At 61.2% G+C, this 20,125-nt stretch carries 16 protein-coding genes; 4 read left to right on the top strand and 12 right to left on the bottom strand.

Annotated features, from left to right (window positions below; translation table 11 throughout):
* Nucleotides 1–139: 139 nt before the first annotated feature.
* The 10 genes from CFII68_RS06660 to CFII68_RS06705 form a co-directional block, all read right to left on the bottom strand.
* Nucleotides 140–1,825, bottom strand: coding sequence for a DNA cytosine methyltransferase (locus tag CFII68_RS06660; RefSeq protein WP_018611269.1), 1,686 nt, complete (start codon nt 1,823–1,825; stop codon nt 140–142).
* 737 nt (nt 1,826–2,562) lie between these two features.
* Nucleotides 2,563–3,294 carry a helix-turn-helix transcriptional regulator gene (locus CFII68_RS06665; protein WP_033062810.1) on the bottom strand — a complete coding sequence of 244 codons (732 nt, stop codon included), beginning with the start codon at nt 3,292–3,294 and terminating at the stop codon, nt 2,563–2,565.
* 195 nt (nt 3,295–3,489) lie between these two features.
* Nucleotides 3,490–4,017: an inorganic diphosphatase gene (gene ppa, locus CFII68_RS06670; RefSeq protein ID WP_018611265.1), complete on the bottom strand. Its 528-nt coding sequence runs from the start codon at nt 4,015–4,017 to the stop codon at nt 3,490–3,492.
* A 111-nt stretch (nt 4,018–4,128) separates the two neighbouring features.
* Complete coding sequence (locus CFII68_RS06675; protein WP_018611262.1) at nt 4,129–4,941, bottom strand: zinc-dependent peptidase; 813 nt, start codon at nt 4,939–4,941, stop codon at nt 4,129–4,131.
* A gap of 5 nt (nt 4,942–4,946) precedes the next feature.
* Nucleotides 4,947–5,603 carry a DedA family protein gene (locus CFII68_RS06680; protein ID WP_018611260.1) on the bottom strand — a complete coding sequence of 219 codons (657 nt, stop codon included), beginning with the start codon at nt 5,601–5,603 and terminating at the stop codon, nt 4,947–4,949.
* Between the two features lie 681 nt (nt 5,604–6,284).
* Complete coding sequence (locus CFII68_RS06685; protein ID WP_018611257.1) at nt 6,285–6,746, bottom strand: N-acetyltransferase; 462 nt, start codon at nt 6,744–6,746, stop codon at nt 6,285–6,287.
* Nucleotides 6,747–6,853: 107 nt separating this feature from the next.
* Nucleotides 6,854–7,678 carry an ethanolamine ammonia-lyase subunit EutC gene (gene eutC / locus CFII68_RS06690; RefSeq protein ID WP_018611255.1) on the bottom strand — a complete coding sequence of 275 codons (825 nt, stop codon included), beginning with the start codon at nt 7,676–7,678 and terminating at the stop codon, nt 6,854–6,856.
* An 11-nt stretch (nt 7,679–7,689) separates the two neighbouring features.
* Nucleotides 7,690–9,084 (bottom strand): ethanolamine ammonia-lyase subunit EutB, encoded by a 1,395-nt coding sequence (locus CFII68_RS06695; protein WP_003205921.1) that lies wholly within the window; start codon nt 9,082–9,084, stop codon nt 7,690–7,692.
* Between the two features lie 337 nt (nt 9,085–9,421).
* Nucleotides 9,422–10,792: an ethanolamine permease gene (eat, locus tag CFII68_RS06700; protein WP_018611251.1), complete on the bottom strand. Its 1,371-nt coding sequence runs from the start codon at nt 10,790–10,792 to the stop codon at nt 9,422–9,424.
* Nucleotides 10,793–11,051: 259 nt separating this feature from the next.
* Nucleotides 11,052–12,572 (bottom strand): aldehyde dehydrogenase family protein, encoded by a 1,521-nt coding sequence (locus CFII68_RS06705; RefSeq protein ID WP_018611249.1) that lies wholly within the window; start codon nt 12,570–12,572, stop codon nt 11,052–11,054.
* 452 nt (nt 12,573–13,024) lie between these two features.
* Here CFII68_RS06705 and CFII68_RS06710 point away from each other — a divergent pair, with 452 nt between their 5' ends.
* The 4 genes from CFII68_RS06710 to CFII68_RS06725 all read left to right on the top strand — a co-directional run bounded on the left by CFII68_RS06710 (nt 13,025) and on the right by CFII68_RS06725 (nt 17,536).
* A complete protein-coding gene (locus CFII68_RS06710; protein WP_018611247.1) occupies nt 13,025–14,932 on the top strand; it encodes a sigma-54-dependent Fis family transcriptional regulator in 1,908 nt (635 codons plus the stop codon).
* A 348-nt stretch (nt 14,933–15,280) separates the two neighbouring features.
* On the top strand, nt 15,281–16,630 hold the full coding sequence (gene mpl / locus CFII68_RS06715; protein ID WP_018611245.1) for a UDP-N-acetylmuramate:L-alanyl-gamma-D-glutamyl-meso-diaminopimelate ligase: 1,350 nt from the start codon (nt 15,281–15,283) through the stop codon (nt 16,628–16,630).
* Nucleotides 16,627–17,259, top strand: coding sequence for a flavin prenyltransferase UbiX (gene ubiX, locus CFII68_RS06720; protein ID WP_003205914.1), 633 nt, complete (start codon nt 16,627–16,629; stop codon nt 17,257–17,259). Before mpl ends, ubiX begins: the two co-directional genes overlap by 4 nt.
* Complete coding sequence (locus CFII68_RS06725; RefSeq protein WP_018611242.1) at nt 17,252–17,536, top strand: YceK/YidQ family lipoprotein; 285 nt, start codon at nt 17,252–17,254, stop codon at nt 17,534–17,536. Before ubiX ends, CFII68_RS06725 begins: the two co-directional genes overlap by 8 nt.
* 148 nt (nt 17,537–17,684) lie before the next feature.
* On the opposite strand, the gene CFII68_RS06730 is transcribed toward CFII68_RS06725, so the two are convergent.
* A complete protein-coding gene (locus tag CFII68_RS06730; RefSeq protein WP_018611240.1) occupies nt 17,685–18,326 on the bottom strand; it encodes an oxidoreductase in 642 nt (213 codons plus the stop codon).
* 27 nt (nt 18,327–18,353) lie between these two features.
* A complete protein-coding gene (locus CFII68_RS06735; protein ID WP_018611238.1) occupies nt 18,354–20,072 on the bottom strand; it encodes a C13 family peptidase in 1,719 nt (572 codons plus the stop codon).
* Between the last annotated feature and the right edge of the window lie 53 nt (nt 20,073–20,125).

Here is a 20,125-nt window from a genome sequence, read left to right as displayed (position 1 = left end):
CCGGGAAGATGGCTTCCCCTAAGCAGTAGCTTGTTCCTTTGCAGCTGTCGAGCGAAAAGATGGCCGGCCGAAACGACAAGATAGAGAGGTCGCGCGGCCCTTCCAGTTGGGTGCCATCCACTCCCTTGAGTCCTATGTTTTAAGCCATGGCCAAGGTTTTTTGTTCTACTTCATCGACTGCTTGTTGGCTAGAGGCCGCCATGGCTTCACTCAGTACCGACCCGATAGCTAGGCCAATGGCTCTTGCAAGGTAAGGAGGAACAGCATTGCCTACCTGCGTGTAGCGCGGACATTCTTTAGTACGTTGGCTACCGCCCGTGGTGAATTTGCCTCGGAACTGGAACCAGTCGGGAAATGACTGCAGGCGTGCGGACTCTCGAACAGTCAATATTCGAGGCTCGCTATAATGGAGCACGTCGTCGGGCAATGTTGTTATTGTTGGGGCTGGGTTACCTGCTCGCATTAGGCAGAGACGGTGCTTCTTTAGGCCGTACTTCTCCCTTTGAGCCAGATGCATCACAACACCCTTGGTACAGTCAGGGTCCTGAATGATCTTCATGAACCGCTCCCTAATCTCAGGCTTGTGTCTCGCTAGGCGAACGCTATCCATGGAACCGTCCCCCCCCTGATGCATAAGGGTTTGGTAAGGTGTTCGAGGCCCCATGTATGCAAGTTCTTGAAAGCCAGGTGGGGAGGAGGGATCGGTGCAAGGCCTGGTCCCTACATGTTCGATTTCCAGATCAGAAATGGCGTCGCTAGCACTGATTGTTTCTGGAAGGTCAAGCTCTTGCAGTTGCTTCACCCTCGCTTCCTCCAGTAGTTCGAAGGCTCTGTTGACGCCACCGTGAAGATGATGAGCAAGATCCTTGCGGATGCCTATTACGATTAGACGTGGACGCTTCTGGGGAACCCCGAAAAGTGAGGAATCCAAAATTTGACCGAGGACCTGATAACCAACCCGGTCTAAGCTTTCGACTAGCTTGTCATAGTAGGATTGGGGTTTCAGTTGTATGCCAAGGTCTTTCCAGGATTTTGCGCTATGCGCGACCTTCATTCCCGGCACATTTTCCAAAACAAGGGCCGCTGGTTGTATGGCCTTGACCATTTCCACGTACTTCTCGAACAATCTGTTTCGCGGATCGGACTCCAGCCGCTTTCCAGCAAAGCTAAATCCCTGGCAAGGAGGGCCACCTGCGAGAACGTGTACTTTACCCTTAAGTTTGGAAAGCTCTAGCGGATGCCGCTCAAGAATCTCGTCAATTCCCCAGGCTTTTCTCTCCAGCCAAGAGGGCCAGGAGAACTGGGGTATAGGGACGTCACGCTTCTCAAGCAAATTCGCCGACAGCGTCGAGAAGGCCATTTTGTCGCGCTCGACGGCAAAAACGCCATTCAATCCAGCGAGTGATAGTCCAAGCGATAGGCCTCCGCAGCCAGCGAAAAGATCCGCAAACATCAAAGGTTGCCCGTGGACGGGGAGCGAGGGAAGGGGCTCGATATTTTTCATGGGCTCCTGCCCGGATATGGTCGTGTTCAGGGTAGGGAGCGTCTCGCGAAACCCTTGGCTATCGCCTATACAGGCAATCTGAGAGAGGTCTTGTTTCGTCATTGACGCTTCAGGCTTGCTCGGGAAACAGGCTAGAGGTAGCTCGATAGGCGTCGAGCGGGCAATAGTGATGGATAATGGATTGCCTCGCAAGCAAACGCAATGACCGGAGCTCCTTGGGTGCTGGCTTGGTTTGAGAGTGAAGAGTCTTTCCATCATGTTGAATTTATAGGAAAAATCTTCATTTTCTAGATTCGAGGTGTCGCTTGGGGGGACCCACATGTCTGAGCTCCTTTTGCCAGTTTGAACACCGAGCAATCTCTATAAGTGGTGTGAGCTAGCGATCTAAGCTGACGGGAGCCACTCATTTCATACTCCTCTGCCCGGCAGGCATAGTTTGTCCAACCTTCTGCAGTTACCAGCGTGCTTCCGGCTAAGTGTTCTGAGTGAGCGGCCAGAGAGTACTCACTCCATGATTGGGAGCGATTGCTAGATGTTTCAGCACTGAGCTCTAATCGGCAGTACGAATTTCAACCGGTGAGCCTGAAGAGCGCTGTAATTATGTACAGTATCGGTAATGGACGAAATTGTGCAAGACACGTTCGTCGTCTAGCGCGGAATTCAATGAGGTGCTCTGGAATAGCGGGATTTTCAGACAATAAAAAGCCGGCTTATGGCCGGCTTCTCGTTGACTGATTCAGTTCGTTTTTGACAAACCTTACCAGCCTTCAAAACGTACATCCGGCTCTTACGGCCGGCTGTGGGACTTGGTCAGAAAGTGATCTGCCTTGTCGGTGCGAGGCGTGGGCTCGCAAATGTGGGGCGGAGGATACGCGGGTTTGCTTTGGAAGCCCAGTGGTAAGTGGTGTGGAATCATTGGGTTAGGGGGGATTCAGATAAGAGCAGGGGGCTGCTGCGCAGCCCAGCGGGGATAAATCCCCTCGCCACAAAAGCTCCTGCCACAGCTCCTACCACAGCTCTTGCTACAGTTCCTGCCACGGTTTCTGGTCTTGGGTGGGTTAGTCGGATACCGGCGGTCGCTGTTTGTTGAGGGTTGACCACCAGAATACCCAGCCGATCACGTGGATGTGTTGCGCGTCGATTTGTTCGGCGCTGAAGACTTCGTCCGGATACGCAGCGCTGTTGTGGCTGCGCAGGCGCAGTCGGTTGCCGGGGATTCGGTGCAGATATTTGATACGCAGCATGCCGTCGTGCTCAAGCGCATAGATTTGACCATCGACGATTTGGGTCAGGCCGCGGTCGATGGCGAGGGTGGAGCCGTCGGCGATGCGTTCGGCCATGCTGTCGCCGACCATGGTGATGCAGATGGCGTCGCTGGGGTTTATTTCCAGGGATTCGAGGTGGCTGCGGGGCAGGCGGATGGATTGGTCGGGGATTTCGGTGATGTGGGTTTTGGTTTCGCCGGGGGCGATGGGGACTTCCTTGTAGAAGGGCAGTTCGATGTCCGTGGGTTCCACCACGCTGTAGACGCCATCGTTTTCGGCCGCCTCATAGGTGGTGCCGGGGCCGAGGCCCAATGGGGTTTGCGGGCCTTCGCCGTGGGCGAGCCATTGCGGGCTGACGGTCAGCAGGCTGGCGATGCTGTGGATGCGCCCGGGTGGGATGCCACGGTTGAACCAGTTGTTCACGTGCTGGGATTTCACGCCGTATAACTTCGCGAAGTCGGCGGATCGGATGTTCGCTTCTTTTAGAAGGGCTCGGAAGCGGTCGCCACTGGAAAGTATTTTCATAAACGGAAAGTTTAGGGGCGATGGTGTTTTCGGCAATAAACAAGTCGTTCAAATATATAAGACAATCTTTCCGTTTGCGGGATCTGAAAGGTGCGGGCTAAACGTGCTTAAACGGTGTTAATACAGTTCTGTATTAGGAAGCATTAAGGCATAAAAAAACCCCGGGGCAAACCGGGGTTCTTTTTAAAGTTTGCTTCAGCCTTTGTAGGCGGCAGCCGACTTGATGATCGCTTCGCGGGCGGCGTCTGCACCGGCCCAGCCTTCGATCTTGACCCACTTGCCTTTTTCGAGATCTTTGTAGTTCGCGAAGAAGTGCTCGATCTGCTGGATCAGCAGCGGTGGCAGGTCGGTGTATTCCTTCACGTCGACGTACAGTTGCGACAGTTTGTCGTGTGGCACTGCGATGACTTTGGCATCGCCGCCGCCGTCGTCGGTCATGTTCAGGATGCCAACTGGACGGGCGCGGATGACCGAGCCTGGGGCCACTGGGTAAGGGGTCACGACCAGCACGTCGAGGGGGTCGCCGTCGTCGGCCAGGGTGTTGGGGATGTAACCGTAGTTGGCCGGGTAGAACATGGGGGTGGCCATGAAACGGTCAACGAACAGGCAGTCGCTGTCTTTGTCGATTTCGTATTTGATCGGGGCGTGGTTGGCCGGGATTTCGATCGCGACGTAGATGTCGTTCGGCAGGTCTTTGCCAGCCGGAATCTTGCTGTAGCTCATTGGGCGGTGCCCCCGTTAGTTGACCAAATGACTGGTCGGATTGACCAAAAAGTGGCGGCGATTATAGGCATATTCAGCCGCTGTTGCCACGTTACCAGGGTCGTAGAGACCTTAGTATGACGCCTGATAGACCGGATCTTCGGCCTGAAGTTGCCGCAACCGGGCCAATGGATCCTGGCGGTAGAACGCCTTGAGCTGTTCGTACACCCGTGGATAGGCCTGGTGCAGCAGGTCTGGGGCGCTGAAGAAGTATTCGCTGGTGACGGCAAAGAACTCCGCCGGGTTTTCGGCGGCGTAGGGGTCGATGACGGTTTCTGCGTCGGGGTTGTGGTCGAGTTGGCGGTCGAGGTCGTCGAAGGCTTGTTGCATGGCTTCGGCCCAGTCGCTGACGCGCATGTCGGCGTGCAGCGGTGGCAGGCCGTTGGCGTCGCCGTTGAGCATGTCGAGTTTGTGCGCCAGTTCGTGGATCACCAGGTTGTAGCCGTCCCAGCCGCCGCTGGCCATCACGCCGTCCCAGGCCAGGATGATCGGGCCTTGGGGCCAGGCTTCGCCGCTGTGTTCGCCGTCCCACTCGTGCTCGATGCCGCTGGCGTCGCGGTAGCGCTGGGGGCTGAGGAAGTCGTCGGGGTAGAGGACGATTTCGTGGAAGCCCTGGTACCAGTTCAGTTCGCCCAGGTGCATCAACGGCAATTGGGCCTGGGCGGCGAGCAGCAGGCGTTGTTCCTGGTGCAGTTCGACGCCGGGCAGGGCGCTGAGGTGTTTATCGTGCAGGAACAGGACGCAGGCTTCCCGCAGCCATTGGTCCTCGGCGGCGCTGATGCCGTCGAGGAAGCTCAATTGCTGGCGCACCCGCTGCCAGGTGTCCTCGGCCACGGGGTGTTTGGCGAGGGTGCGTCGACGGCGCCAGTTGCTCAGGGACCACATGGCGATCAGCGCGGGTGGGCTTTCGAGGCGCGCTGGCTCAGTTTGCTGCGCACCAGGCTGATGATCATCGGCAGCAGCGACAGCAGGATGATGCCGACGACCAGCAGCGACAGGTTCTGCTTGATGAAGGGCACGTTGCCGAAGAAGTAGCCGAGGGTCACCAGGCCGCCGACCCAGAGGACGGTGCCGAGGACGCTGAAGCCGAAGAAGCGTGCGTAAGGCATTTTGCCGACGCCGGCGACGAAGGGCGCGAAGGTGCGGATGATTGGGAGGAAGCGCGCCAAGGTCACGGTTTTGCCGCCGTGTTTGTCGTAGAAGTCGTGGGTTTGCTGCAGGTAGTCGCGGCGGAAGATTTTCGAGTCGGGGTTGCTGAACAGTTTTTCGCCAGCGGTGCGGCCGATGAGGTAGTTGGTGCTGTCGCCGAGGATGGCCGCGAGCATCAGCAGGCCGCCCAGTAGGACTGGGTCCATGGCGCCACCGGCGGCTACGGCGCCGGCGATGAACAGCAGGGAGTCGCCCGGCAGGAAGGGTGTGACCACCAGGCCGGTTTCACAGAAGATCACCAGGAACAGGATGGCGTAGATCCAGGTCCCGTAGTTGGTCACCAGCATGTCGAGGTAGACGTCGAGATGCAGAATGAGGTCGAGGGGGTTGAAATCCATGCAAAGCACCTGTGGTGGCGGCCCGACTCGGCAGGCTTGTGGGACTGGCTTTGAGTATGGCTACAGAGTGTGTAGCTTTTTCTTACAAGCCGGGAAGAGCGGCATTATACGGCGAGGATTGTGAAGCGCGTGTTGAGTTTGTAGCGGGGGATTTCGGTGGTTTTGTGGGCGGTGGAGCTCTTTGTGGGAGTGGGCTTGCTCGCGAAGATGGCGGTCCATTCAACATTGAGGCAACTGAACTACTGCTTTCGCGAGCAAGCTCGCTCCCACAATGAGATCGGGTACGACTGGGAGAGCCAGGCCGGCTGTCAGGCCGCCTCGCGAGCAAGCTTTGCTCCCACAGGTCTGACGGGTGTATGAGCGGGAGAATCAGGCTGGCTGGTGGGCCGCCTCGCGAGCAAGCTTTGCTCCCACAGGTCTGACGGGTGTATGAGCGGGAGAATCAGGCTGGCTGGTGGGCCGCCTCGCGAGCAAGCTTTGCTCCCACAGGTCTGACGGGTGTATGAGCGGGAGAATCAGGCTGGCTGGTGGGCCGCCTCGCGAGCAAGCTTTGCTCCCACAGGTCTGACGGGTGTATGAGCGGGAGAATCAGGCTGGCTGGTGGGCCGCCTCGCGAGCAAGCTTTGCTCCCACAGGTCTGATGGTTACTTTTGGCGCTCTTCGATCATTGCTCCGAACGGCTCAGATCCCGTCGCTGATCGGCAACACGTAGTTCTTGAACTCGGTGTCTTCCTTGAACCCAATCGACTCGTAGGTCTTCTGCGCCACTTCGTTGTTGCTGCTGGTGGAGACGCGCATGCGTACGGCGTTGGTTTCCTTGGCCATTTTTTTCGCGGTGCGAATCAGGTTGTCGGCCACCAGCTGGCGGCGGGCGTCTTCGGCGACGTAGATGTCGTTGAGGATCCACACGCGCTTGAGTGACAGCGACGAGAAGCTTGGGTAGAGCTGGCAGAAGCCCAGCAATTTGCTGTCGTCATCATCAGGCAAGGCCAGGTAAATCACCGACTCCTTGCGGCGCAGGCGTTTTTCGAGGAAGGCTCGGGACGAATCCGGGTAGGGCAGGGAGCCGTAGAATTCCCGGTATTTGACGAACAATGGGGTCAGCAGGTCCAGGTGTTCCAGGGTCGCTTGGATAATCCGCATGGTAGGTCTCGTCTGCAAAGGTCGACAGATATTCAGACAACAATGTCGCGCTGCCGTGCTTTTGATGCTGCCTGAAAGCGGATCAAAAACGCAATCGGATAAACGGATCAGTTTCGGGGCGGCGCCAGTAGGAAATTACCTTTCATATCGGCAGCGTTTTCCGAATCCAGAGTGTGAACCTGGGCTTCGTCCTTCAGATTGACCCCTGAAAGCTGGCGGCGACAGGCTTCGCGCATCAGGTAGATCAGGCGGTGGGCGGCCATGCCGTAGCTCAGGCCTTCGAGGCGGACATTGGAGATGCAGTTGCGATACGCATCGGTCAGGCCGACCTTGGGCGCGTAGGTGAAATACAGCCCCAGGCTGTCGGGGGAGCTGAGGCCGGGGCGTTCGCCGATCAGGATCACCGACATTTTCGCGCCGAGCCGCTGCGCCACTTCATCGGCTACGGCGACGCGGCCTTGCTCCACTAAAACTATTGGCGACACAGACCAACCGTCAGCAGCGATCTGCTCTTCCAGCCGCGCCAGGAACGGCAAGGTATGGCGATGCACCGCCAGCGCCGACAGGCCATCCGCCACGACGATGGCCAGATCCACGCCGCCAGGGTGGGCCGCCGCGTAATCCTGCAGGACCTGCGCGGAGGCGTCGTCGAGCCGTCGGCCCAGGTCCGGGCGCTGTAGATAACTGTTGCGGTCGCTGGCCGCGCTGTGGAGCAACAGGCTCTCACGGCCGCGCTCGCTCAGTTGAGCGCGAATGCCCTGATGATCGAACGCCAGGTGCACCGCATCGCGGGCCTGGGCGTGGGCGAACTGGAAATCCAGTTGCGCCGAGGTCGGCAGGCTGGTGCCAGTGCGCCCCAGGGCGATGCGCGCCGGGGTGAGGTTGCGCAGATTCAGCCAAGGGTTTTGTGGGTCGACAGGTGATTTATCCATGGGCAGCTCACTTATCCCAAATGCGCGAGGGCGTGACGAAACGCCGGAGGCAGGTTGTCGCCGAACCGCACCCGGCCATCGGCCTGGGTGAAGATGCCCATGTTCGCCAGCCATGTTTCGAATTCCGGCGCCGGCTTCAGGCCCAGGGTCTGGCGGGCGTAGAGGGCGTCGTGGAACGAGGTGGTCTGGTAGTTGAGCATGATGTCGTCGGAGCCGGGGATGCCCATGATGAAGTTGATCCCGGCCACGCCCAGCAGGGTCAGCAGGGTGTCCATGTCGTCCTGGTCGGCTTCGGCGTGGTTGGTGTAGCAGATGTCGCAGCCCATCGGCACGCCCAGAAGCTTGCCGCAGAAGTGGTCTTCGAGGCCGGCGCGGATGATCTGTTTGCCGTTGTACAGGTACTCCGGGCCGATGAATCCTACAACCGTGTTCACCAGGAACGGGTTGAAATGTCGCGCCACGGCGTAGGCCCGGGTCTCGCAGGTCTGTTGATCGACACCGTGGTGGGCGTTGGCTGACAGCGCGCTGCCCTGGCCGGTTTCGAAATACATCAGGTTGTTGCCCAAGGTGCCGCGGTTCAGGCTGAGCCCGGCGTCGTAGCCTTCTTTCAAGACGCTCAGGCTGATGCCGAAACTGGCGTTGGCCGCTTCGGTGCCGGCGATGGACTGGAACACCAGGTCCAGGGGCACGCCGCGGTTCGCTGCTTCGATGGAGGTGGTGACGTGGGTCAGCACGCAGCCTTGGGTGGGGATGTCGTAGCGCTGGATGATGGCGTCGAGCATTTCCAGCATCGCGCAGATCGAGGCGGTGCTGTCGGTGGCCGGGTTGATGCCGATCATGGCGTCGCCGTTGCCGTAGAGCAGGCCGTCGAGGATGCTCGCGGCGATGCCGGCCGGTTCGTCGGTGGGGTGATTGGGTTGCAGGCGGGTGGACAGGCGCCCGCGCAGGCCGAGGGTGCCGCGGAATTTGGTCACCACGCGGATTTTCTGCGCCACCAGCACCAGGTCTTGCACGCGCATGATCTTCGACACGGCGGCGACCATTTCCGGTGTCAGTCCCGGGGCCAGCGCTCGCAGGCTCTGTTCATCGGCGGCGTCGCTGAGCAGCCAATCGCGAAAACCGCCGACGGTGAGGTGGCTGACGGTGGCGAAAGCTTGTTTATCGTGAGTGTCGACGATCAGCCGGGTGACTTCGTCGACCTCGTAAGGAATCAGCATTTCTTGCAGGAAATGGCTGAGGGGCAGGTCGGCCAGCGCCATTTGCGCGGCCACGCGCTCACCATCGTTGAGCGCCGCGACCTCGGCCAAAAAATCCCCGGAACGCGCCGGGCTGGCCTTGGCCATCAGGTCTTTGAGGCTGTCGAAGCGGTAGGTCTGGGCGCCGACGGAATGGGCGAATGCGGCCATGGGGCGGTGTCCTCCTGGTTCTCTAAATACTCAAATACGCCGCAGATCCAACTCTGTGGAAGAACCCAGTGAGAGAGCTCAGTGGGAGAACCCAGTGGGAGAACCTTGTGGGAGCAAAGCTTGCTCGCGATAGCGGAGTGTCAGAGAAGTATTCTCCACTGATACACCGCTATCGCGAGCAAGCTTTGCTCCCACAGAGCCTCCCACAGAGCCTCCCACAGAGCCTCCCACAGAGCCTCCCACAGAGCCCTTCCCAAGAGTTTTCCTACACAGGAAGGGAACTGCGTGCACTTCTATATGGCAGGCACCAGGCCCTCGGCCCGGTGCCGGTGCAACTTCAGATACCTGTGAGCATAGCGTCCGCCGGTGCATCGGAGCGTTGCTTGGCGGTCAGTTGGAAATACAGGTAGCCGACAATCATGAAGCCAAGGAACACCAGGCCGATCACGGTGTTGAACCACGCCATCGCCACCAGGCACACCACCGCCAGGAACAGCGCAATGCCCGGCACGATCGGGTAGCCCGGGGCGCGGAAGGTGCGTTCCAGGTTCGGTTCGGTCTTACGTAATCTGAACAGGCTGAGCATGCTGATGATGTACATCACGATGGCGCCGAACACCGACATGGTGATCATCGCCGCCGTCAGGCTCATGCCTTGCAGGTTGACCAGGCCATCGCTGTAGATCGCCGCGATGCCGATGACGCCGCCGGCCAGGATCGCCCGGTGCGGGGTCTGGAAGCGCGACAGTTTCGCCAGGCCACGGGGCAGGTAACCGGCACGGGCCAGGGCGAAGAACTGCCGCGAGTAGCCGAGGATGATCCCGTGGAAACTCGCCACCAGGCCGAACAGGCCGATCCACACCAGCATGTGCATCCACGTTGAATCGTTGCCGACCACGGCCTTCATGGCCTGGGGCAGCGGGTCGTTGATGTTCGACAGTTGGCGCCAGTCACCCACGCCGCCGGCCATGATCATCACGCCGATGGCCAGGAACACCAGGGTCAGGATGCCGCTGACGTAAGCGCGGGGAATCGTGCGTTTCGGGTCCTTGGCTTCTTCGGCGGCCATGGCCGCGCCTTCGATGGCGAGGAAGAACCAGATCGCGAAGGGGATCGCCGCGAAAATGCCCGGGATCGAGGCGAGGCTGAACTCATTGGAGCCGGCCCAGCCGTTGAGCACGAAGTTACTGAAGCTGAAGCCCGGCGCGACCACGCCCATGAACACCAGCAACTCGGCGACCGCCAGCACGGTGACCACCAGCTCGAACGCGGCGGCGATGCTGACGCCGAGGATGTTCAGGGTCATAAATATGATGTACGCGCCGACCGCCGCGAGCTTGGGGTCCAGCTCGGGAAATTGCACGTTGAGGTAGGCGCCAATCGCCATCGCGATGGCCGGGGGCGCAAAGACGAATTCGATCAGGGTGGCGATCCCGGCGATCAATCCGCCTTTCTCGCCAAAGGCCCGTCGGCTGTAGGCAAAAGGCCCGCCGGCGTGAGGAATTGCGGTGGTCAGTTCGGTGAAACTGAAGATGAAACAGGTGTACATCAACGCCACCATGAGGGCGGTGACGAGAAACCCGAGGGTCCCTGCGGTGCCCCAGCCGTAGCTCCAGCCGAAGTATTCACCGGAAATCACCAGGCCGACGGCGATGCCCCATAAATGCAGGGTGCCGAGTGTGGGTTTGAGTTGAGTGGTAGAAGTCATAAGTCCTCTCTGTCTTTTTTATTGTTTGATCTGCTGGACTTTCGGGATTGCTGTGGAGCGGGCACGCAAGGCTCATGCCAGAGCGGTGGGGCATTGATTCTGTGTGTGAGTGAGGACGCCTTCGCGAGCAAGCCCGCTCCCACAGGAGAGTTGGGCCAGCCGAAACTGGAGCGCCATCCACAAATCTTGTGTGGGAGCGGGCTTGCTCGCGAAAGCTATCTAAAGGGCGAAACAGAACAACCTGTCTCGCCCGGTTTCCTTAGAAGAACCCCAACGGATTGATGTCATAGCTCACCAGCAAATTCTTGGTCTGCTGGTAATGGTCGAGCATCATCTTGTGCGTCTCACGACCCACGCCGGACTTCTTGTAGCCACCGAACGCGGCGTGCGCCGGGTACAGGTGGTAGCAGTTGGTCCAGACGCGACCGGCCTTGATCGCCCGGCCCATGCGGTAGGCGCGGTTGATGTCGCGGGTCCAGAGGCCGGCGCCGAGGCCGAACTCGGTGTCGTTGGCGATCGCCAGGGCTTCGGCTTCGTCCTTGAAGGTGGTGATGCTCACCACTGGGCCGAAGATTTCTTCCTGGAACACGCGCATTTTGTTGGTGCCCTTGAGCAGGGTCGGCTGGATGTAATACCCGGTCGCCAGGTTGCCCTCGAGTTTTTCCACCTTGCCACCGGTCAGCAGCTCGGCGCCTTCGCCCTTGGCGATTTCCAGGTACGAAAGAATCTTGTCGAATTGCTGCTCGGACGCCTGGGCGCCGACCATGGTCTCGGTGTCTAGCGGGTCGCCGCGTTTGATCTGCAGGACTTTCTTCATCACCACTTGCATGAATTCGTCGTAGATCGACTCCTGCACCAGCGCGCGGGATGGGCAGGTGCAGACTTCGCCCTGGTTGAAGAACGCCAGCACCAGGCCTTCGGCGGCTTTCTCGATGAAGCTCGGCTCGGCTTGCATGATGTCTTCGAAGAAGATGTTCGGCGACTTGCCGCCCAGTTCTACGGTAGACGGGATGATGTTCTCGGCGGCGCATTTCATGATGTGCGAGCCCACCGGGGTGGAACCGGTGAAGGCGATTTTGGCGATGCGCTTGCTGGTGGCGAGGGCTTCGCCGGCTTCTTTGCCGAAACCTTGCACCACGTTTAGCACGCCGGGCGGCAGCAGGTCGCCGATCAGTTCCATGAGCACGCAGATGCCCAGTGGGGTTTGCTCGGCGGGCTTGAGCACCACGCAGTTACCGGCGGCCAGGGCCGGGGCGAGTTTCCAGGCGGCCATCAGCAGCGGGAAGTTCCACGGGATGATCTGCCCGACCACGCCCAGCGGTTCATGGATGTGGTAGGCCACGGTGTTGCCGTCGATCTCGGCGGCGCTGCCTTCCTGGGCCCGCAGGCAACCGGCGAAGTAGCGGAAGTGGTCGGCGGCCAGGGGGATGTCGGCGTTGAGGGTTTCGCGCACGGCCTTGCCGTTGTCCCAGGATTCGGTGATCGCCAGCACTTCGAGGTTGGCTTCGATGCGGTCGGCGATTTTCAACAGGACCAGCGAACGCGCCTGGGCCGATGTGGCACCCCAGGCATCAGCGGCAGCGTGGGCGGCGTCCAGGGCTTTTTCGATGTCTTCGGCCGTGGAGCGCGGGAATTCGGCAATGGGCTGGCCATTGACCGGGGAAGTGTTGGTGAAGTACTGACCTTTGACAGGCGCGACGAATTCGCCGCCGATGTAGTTACCGTATTTAGCCTTGAACGAAACGATAGCGCCTTCAGTACCGGGGTGAGCGTAACGCATGATGAGTTCTCCTTGGCTTTTGTGCTTATTGGGGAGCCGCGCAAAAACGCGCTGGTACTTAAGCCTAGAGCAAAGGTCGGGCCATTGCCTTGCAGGGCCCGTAAATCAAGACTTTAGGAGGAGTTGGTCGGACAAACGGAGGGGCTGTGTCGCGGTTGCGATACGCGGGGTGTGACAGTTTGTGCCAGATACGAGACAGTCTGTGACCGGCAGGTCGCGCCAGCATTGCAAAGGTGGTTGGGCTGGAGGATGCTGGACATTCAGCACAGCTCCTGCGGGAACAAAGGTCTGTGGGGGTAAGGTCTGTGGGAGCAAGGCTTGCCCGCGATAGCCTCGACGCGGTTCAACTGACCTGCGCGTCATCGTTCATCGCGGGCAAGCCTTGCTCCCACAGGGGCCAGGTTCGACAGTTGCTCCAGCAGGCCGCAACCTTTGGGGAGAATAATAAGAACATGCACAGCAACCATTTGAGTCGCCATGCCCAGCAAGTCCTGACGGTCACCCAGGGCAAGGCCCATTTGCAGGGCCCTGGCAGCGATCCGTCGATTGCCCGTTCCTGGCTGCGCTGCCTCGAGGACTATCACCTCGACCCGGCCCAGAACCTGGCGCCGACGGTGCTCGAGCATGGCCGCGTGCTGGAAAGTCGCGAGCGCTTGCAGCAGGTGCTGCACATCGCCGGCAATGAAATGACCAGCCTGCACCAGCAACTCTCCGGCGCTGGCCACGCGGTGCTGCTGACCGACGCCCGGGGCGTGATCCTCAACTGCGTCACCGCCCCCAGCGAACGGAAGATTTTCGAACGGGCCGGCCTCTGGCTCGGCGCCGATTGGAGCGAAGCCTGCGAAGGCACCAACGGCATCGGCACCTGCCTGGTGGAACGCCAGGCCCTGACCATCCACCAGGAAGAACATTTTCGCGGCCGCCACACCGGCCTGACCTGCTCGGCCAGCCCGGTCTTCGACCCCCAGGGCGAGCTGCTGGCGGTGCTCGACGTGTCTTCGGCCCGGCCGGACGTGTCGCGCCAGAGCCAGTTCCACACCATGGCCCTGGTCAATCTCTCGGCGAAGATGATCGAGAGCTGCTATTTCCTGCGTTGCTTCGACAATCAATGGTTGCTGCGCTTCCACTTGCAGGCCGAGTCCGTAGGGCTGTTCAGCGAAGGCTTGATGGCGTTCGACGGCGAAGGACGGATCAGCGCGGTCAACCAGAGTGCGCTGAACCTCTTGGGGCATATTCGCGGCAGCTTGCTGGGCCAGCGGGTGGAGGACTTTTTCGACTGTTCGTTGGACGAATTACTTGGCCGCGCGAGTGTAAGTGCCAGTGCGAGCTGGCCGCTGCGCACCCGTGACGGTCGGCATTTGTTCGCCGTGTTGCGTGGTCAGCCGCGCAGCGTGCCGGTGCCGGTTGCGCCGCTGCTCAAGGCCATCGAGCCCGCCCGCCTGCCAGGCATCTGCCTGGGGGATGCGGCGTTGCAGGAGCATTTTCGCAAGGCGCTGCGGGTGTTCGAGCGCGATGTGCCGCTGCTGATCCAGGGCGAAACCGGCTCCGGCAAGGAGGCGTTTGCCAAGGCCGTGCACCACGCCAGCCAGCGCGCCGGCAAGCATTTTGTCGCCCTCAACTGCGCGGCCATCCCGGAAAGCCTGATTGAGAGCGAGCTGTTCGGCTATCGCGGCGGCAGCTTCACCGGCGCGCGCAAGGAAGGCATGCGCGGCAAGTTGCAACAGGCCGACGGCGGCACGCTGTTCCTCGATGAAATCGGCGACATGCCCCTGGCCCTGCAGACCCGTTTGCTGCGGGTACTGGAAGACCGCCAGGTGGTGCCCATCGGCGGCGAGCCCGAGGCGGTGAACGTGCGCATCATCAGCGCCACCCACCGGCAGTTGCTGGATCGGGTGCAGGACGGCAGTTTTCGTGAGGATTTGTACTACCGCCTCAACGGCCTGGAAATCCCACTACCGGCGTTGCGCGAACGCAGCGATAAGTCGCAGTTGCTGGATTTTTTGCTGGCGGAAGAGAGCGGGGCCGAGACGGTGCTCATCGACGAACCGGCGCGCCAGGCGTTGCTGGCGTTCGACTGGCCGGGCAACGTGCGGCAACTGCGCAACGTGCTGCGAACCCTCGCTGCGTTGTGCGATGGCGGGCGGATCGGGTTGGAGGACTTGCCGGCCATGATCCGCCAGCGTCCGTCGATGGCGCTGGTTGAAACGATGGCGGAGCGGCCGCTGGCGGATGCCGAGCGCCTGGCGTTGCTCGATGCGCTGGAGCGCCAGCGCTGGCACATGACCCACACCGCCGAACAACTGGGGATCAGCCGCAATACCCTCTACCGCAAGCTGCGTAAACACGCGATTGCCCGATAAAGCACTGACTGCCTTTGTGGCGAGGGGATTTATCCCCGCTGGGCTGCGCAGCAGCCCCTAAACCAGGTAACTCGGCGTGCCAGTAAGATTGAGCTCACTGCTTTAGGGCTGCTGCGCAGCCCAACGGGGATAAATCCCCTCGCCACAAAAGCCAGCTTGTACATTTATTTGTGGGAGCGAGCTTGCTCGCGATGACGTCGGCACATTCAATATCGCTGCAAGCTGATCCACCGCTATCGCGGGCAAGCCTTGCTCCCACAGAAGGCCGTCTGTGCACCGGGGGCTCAAACACAAGGTGCGATTTCCCCCTCCCTACGCTAACCTGCGGCCATGTTTACGAGGTCGACTATGCACATCCATATTCTCGGTATTTGCGGCACTTTCATGGGTTCGATGGCGGTCCTGGCCAAGGAGCTGGGTCATCACGTGACCGGCTCCGACGCCAACGTCTACCCGCCGATGAGCACTCAGCTGGAAGCTCAGGGCATCGAACTGACCCAAGGTTATGACCCGGCGCAACTGGACCCGGCGCCGGACCTGGTGGTCATCGGCAACGCCATGTCCCGTGGCAACCCGGCGGTGGAGTACGTGCTCAATAAGGGCCTGCCGTACGTGTCCGGGCCGCAGTGGCTGGCCGATCACGTGTTGCAGGGCCGTTGGGTCCTGGCCGTGGCCGGTACCCACGGCAAGACCACCACCAGCAGCATGCTCGCCTGGGTCCTGGAGCACGCGGGCATGAGCCCGGGCTTCCTGATCGGTGGCGTGCCGCAGAATTTCTCGGTGTCGGCGCGGCTGGGTGGCACGCCGTTCTTCGTGATCGAGGCCGACGAATACGACAGCGCGTTTTTCGACAAGCGCTCGAAATTCGTCCACTACCGTCCCCGCACCGCGATTCTCAACAACCTTGAGTTCGATCATGCGGACATTTTCCCCGATCTGCCGGCCATCGAGCGGCAGTTCCACCATTTGGTGCGCATCATCCCCAGCGAGGGCCTGGTGATTCACCCGACCACCGAGCCGGCCTTGCAGCGTGTGATCGAGATGGGTTGCTGGACCCCGGTGCAAACCACCGGTGCGGGTGGGCAGTGGCAGGTGAAGTTGCTCAAGGATGACGGTTCGCAGTTCGAAGTCATGTTCGAAGGTGTGTCCCAAGGCGTGGTCGAGTGGGACATGACCGGCCAGCACAACGTCGCCAACGCCCTGGCAACTTTGGCGGCGGCCCGGCATGTCGGCGTGGTGCCGTCCATGGGTATTGCCGCGTTGAGCGCGTTCAAGAGCGTGAAGCGGCGGATGGAGAAGGTCGCCGAAGTGCGCGGCATCACCATCTATGACGACTTCGCCCACCACCCGACCGCCATCGCCACCACCCTCGACGGGCTGCGCAAGCGCATCGGCGACGCGCCGCTGATCGCGATCATCGAGCCGCGTTCCAATTCCATGAAGCTCGGCGCGCACCGTGATGGCCTGCCGGAAAGCGTGGTCGATGCCGACCAGGTGATCTGGTACGCACCGGCCAACCTCGGCTGGGACCTCGGCGCCACTGCGGCGCTGTGCACGGTGCCATCGATTGTCAGCGATTCCCTGGAAGGCATCATCGAGCGCGTGAAGAGCCAGGCCCAGCCCGGCACCCACGTGGTGATCATGAGCAACGGCGGCTTCGGTGGCCTGCACGGCAAACTCGCCGAGGCGCTGAAATGAGCAATGGCCCCGAACGCATCACGCTGGCAATGACCGGTGCGTCCGGCGCCCAGTACGGCTTGCGCCTGCTCGATTGCCTGGTGCGAGAAGACCGTGAGGTGCACTTCCTCATCTCCAAGGCCGCGCAACTGGTGATGGCCACCGAGACCGACGTGACCCTGCCGGCCAAGACCCAGATGATGCAGGCCTTCCTCACCGAATACACCGGTGCGGCGGCGGGGCAGATTCGCGTGTATGGCAAGGAAGACTGGATGTCGCCGGTGGCCTCGGGCTCCGGCGCGCCGGCCGCCATGGTGGTGGTGCCGTGTTCCACCGGGACGCTGTCGGCGATTGCCACCGGGGCCTGCAACAACCTGATCGAACGGGCAGCGGACGTCACGCTCAAGGAGCGCCGCCAGTTGATCCTGGTGCCGCGGGAAGCGCCGTATTCGAGTATTCACCTGGAACATATGCTCAAGCTGTCGAACATGGGCGTGAGCATCCTGCCGGCCTCGCCGGGGTTCTATCACCAGCCGCAGACCATTGATGACCTGATCGATTTCGTGGTCGCGCGGATCCTCAATCTGCTGAACATCCCTCAAGACATGCTGCCTCGTTGGGGCGAGCACCATTTGAGCAGTGATGAATAAGCTGCTGATCGTGCTGCTGGCGCTGCAACTGACCGGCTGCGCCACCGCCCGCACCCTCGACGCCGCCAAGCCGGGGGCGCCGGTGGTGTATGCGGGCACGCGCCTGGATCTGTACGCCCTCAACGGTGGTTGCTGCGCCAAGGACCGCTTTGGTGCCGAGGCGCCGCGTTACCCGGGTCTCGATCTGCCGGGCAGTGCGCTGCTCGATACCTTGTTGTTGCCGTTGTCGTTGTTTACGGCGATAGGTGTGGGGTTTCAGGCTACTGGGGGGTTGTAGCACCCACAATAAGTGCTTGGCTTTGGATTGGTGGCGCGCCCTTCGCGAGCAAGCCCGCTCCCACAGGTGATCGTGTTCCTCCAGAAGGAATGCGGTCGAATGTGGGAGCGGGCTTGCTCGCGAAGGCGTCCGACTAGGCACCACATGACTATTTGCCGAGCTTACGCAACTCATCCGACTCCACCACCCGCACCCCATCCTGCTCTTCCAGCGCCAGACGCCACATGGCGCGGGCCAGTTGGCAGGCTTCGATGCCGTGGTACTTGCCCGGGATCAACTTGGACAAGGGCCCGGCCAGTTGCTCGGCCAGGCGCGGTTCGACGCGGTCGCCCAGCAGCAGGGAAGGCCGGCAAATGGTCAGTTGCGGCCAGCCCTGGGCCTTGAGTGCCGCCTCCATTTCACCTTTGACCCGGTTGTAGAAGATCGATGACTTGGCGTCGGCCCCCAGCGCGCTGATCACCACCAGGTGCCGTGCGCCCAGTTCCCGGGCGCGCTTGGCAAACGTCACCACCAGGTCCAGGTCCACCGCGCGGAAGGCTGCTTCGGAGCCGGCTTTCTTGATGGTCGTGCCGAGGCAGCAGAAGGCGATGTCGACCTGGCCACTGAGTTGTGGCAGCACCTGGGCCGGCTCCCCAACCGGGTTTTCCAAGTGTGGATGTTCAGCCAGTGGCCGGCGTGAAGGCGCCAAGACGCGAGTGATGGTTGGCTCGTTGAGCAGCCGGTCCAGTAGGTGTTCCCCGGTCAGCCCGGTCGCACCGGCGAGCAAAACATGCTGAGGCGTCAAGTACATAGTGTTTCCCCCTTGATACGGTTCAGCTTAGTTGCTCTTTGTCGCCTCGTCGTTCAATGCAGCACTTTGCAATGCTTTACGTGCCTGCTGTTTGCGCAGCAGTTGCCAGTGGGAAAGGACCGTCCTCGGCGCCCACATCTGGGGTTCGGAGGCTTCGAAATTGTCGGCCTGTTCGCGCTCGGCCACGGTGGCCTTGGCCCGCTTGAAGGCCTGCTCCAGGTCGTCGGTCTGGTTCAATGCCTGGGCGAACAACGCATCGCCGAAATAGGTGAAGTTGGCCTCCTCGGAGCAGCCGAAGGACACTCGGTCGGCGCGGGAGGCGGTCATGATCAGCGTGCGTTCATCCTTGAGCGCCGGGATGAAGCCGCCGGAATAACAGGCCGAGATCACCACGATCTTGTCGCGGTTCTTCAGCGGCGCCAGGACCACGGCCAGTTCATCGGCGGGCAGGTCGGCCAGTTCCATGCGCGGCTGGTCGAGCACCAGTTCATGTTCGCTGGTGCCGTGGCTGGTCAGGTAGATGAAAATCAAGTCTTCCGGACCACTGCGTTCGGCCAGGGTGGCGGCGGCGCGGCGCAGGCTTTCGCGGCTGGCCATGGGCCGGTCGCCGAGGTGATCGCGGTGGTTCACCAGGCGGATCTGGCCGAATGCGCCGAAACGGCTGGTGAGCATGTTGGCGACATAGTCGGATTCGCGCAGGAACACGCTTTGCTTGCCGTCGCCACCCAGGGTCAGGCTGTACAGCTCCACCGCCGGGGTCGAGGCCGGGATGTTGGCCAGGGCGTCCTCGAGCAGGCGGCCCTGGGCCAGCAGGCCGAGTTCGAGGACATCCGGCAGCAGCCTGCCGTCCGCGTCGCGCACCCGTTGGCCGTTGGCCCAGGTGCCGCTTTGCACGGTGCCATCGGTCAGCACCAGGGTGCCGCGCCCATGGTAGCTGTCGCTTTCGAACTGGCCGACGTAAAAACTGCCGTCGGGCAGGTTCAGGCGGCCCTCGCCGGTAAAGCGCCAATCATTGAATTGACCGAGGTAGTGGCTGCCGTCGGCACCGATCAGTTCGCCCTTGCCGGTCAGTGCGCCATCCTTGAACTGGCCGATCCAGACGTCGCCGTCGGCATTTTCGTAGCGACCGCGACCGTTGAGCTGGTTGTTCTTGAAGCCGCCGATGTAGACATCGCCATCGGCGCTGTTGAAGGTGCCCTTGCCTTGCAGTTGCCCGTCGACAAAATGGCCGGTGAACTGGTTGCCGCTGGCGTCGAAGCGCTGGCCTTCGCCGTTGGGCTTGCCGTTGACGAACGGGCCCTGGTACTGGCTGCCGTCGTCGAGTTCCAGGCGTCCGAGGCCGGTGTAGCGGTCGGCCTTGAACTCGCCCCGGTAGGTCATGCCGTTTTCCTTGAGCGTCCCTTCACCGTCCCGTCGCCCCAGCTTGAAGCCGCCAGTGTAGCTGCTGGTCGGTGTGGTCAGGCTGCCCTGGCCGTGGAACAGGCCTTGCTGGAGTTGGCCGCGATAGACCTCGCCATTGCTGCCATGCCATTCCCCGGTGCCGTGCCACTGGCCTTTGTCGAACTGCCCGGCGTACCAGCTGCCATTGGGGTAATCGATGCGCCCCTGGCCTTGCAGCAACCCGTCCACCAGGTCGCCGCGATAGCGGCCGCCGTCGGGCAGGCGCGCGTCGGGAGGCAGCGGCGATTCGCTGTTGCCACAGGCGGTGAGCAGCAGGGTCAGGGTCAGTGGGACGAATAAGCGCATAACGGGATCCAGGTCATCAGGCCACGAGTATGCCGCAGCTATGCCCCTTGGAT

The organism is Pseudomonas sp. CFII68 (genome assembly GCF_000416195.1).
Lineage (GTDB): Bacteria > Pseudomonadota > Gammaproteobacteria > Pseudomonadales > Pseudomonadaceae > Aquipseudomonas > Aquipseudomonas kilonensis.
The sequence above is the reverse complement of the archived record's forward strand: the minus strand, read 5'-3'. Positions and strand labels throughout refer to the sequence as shown.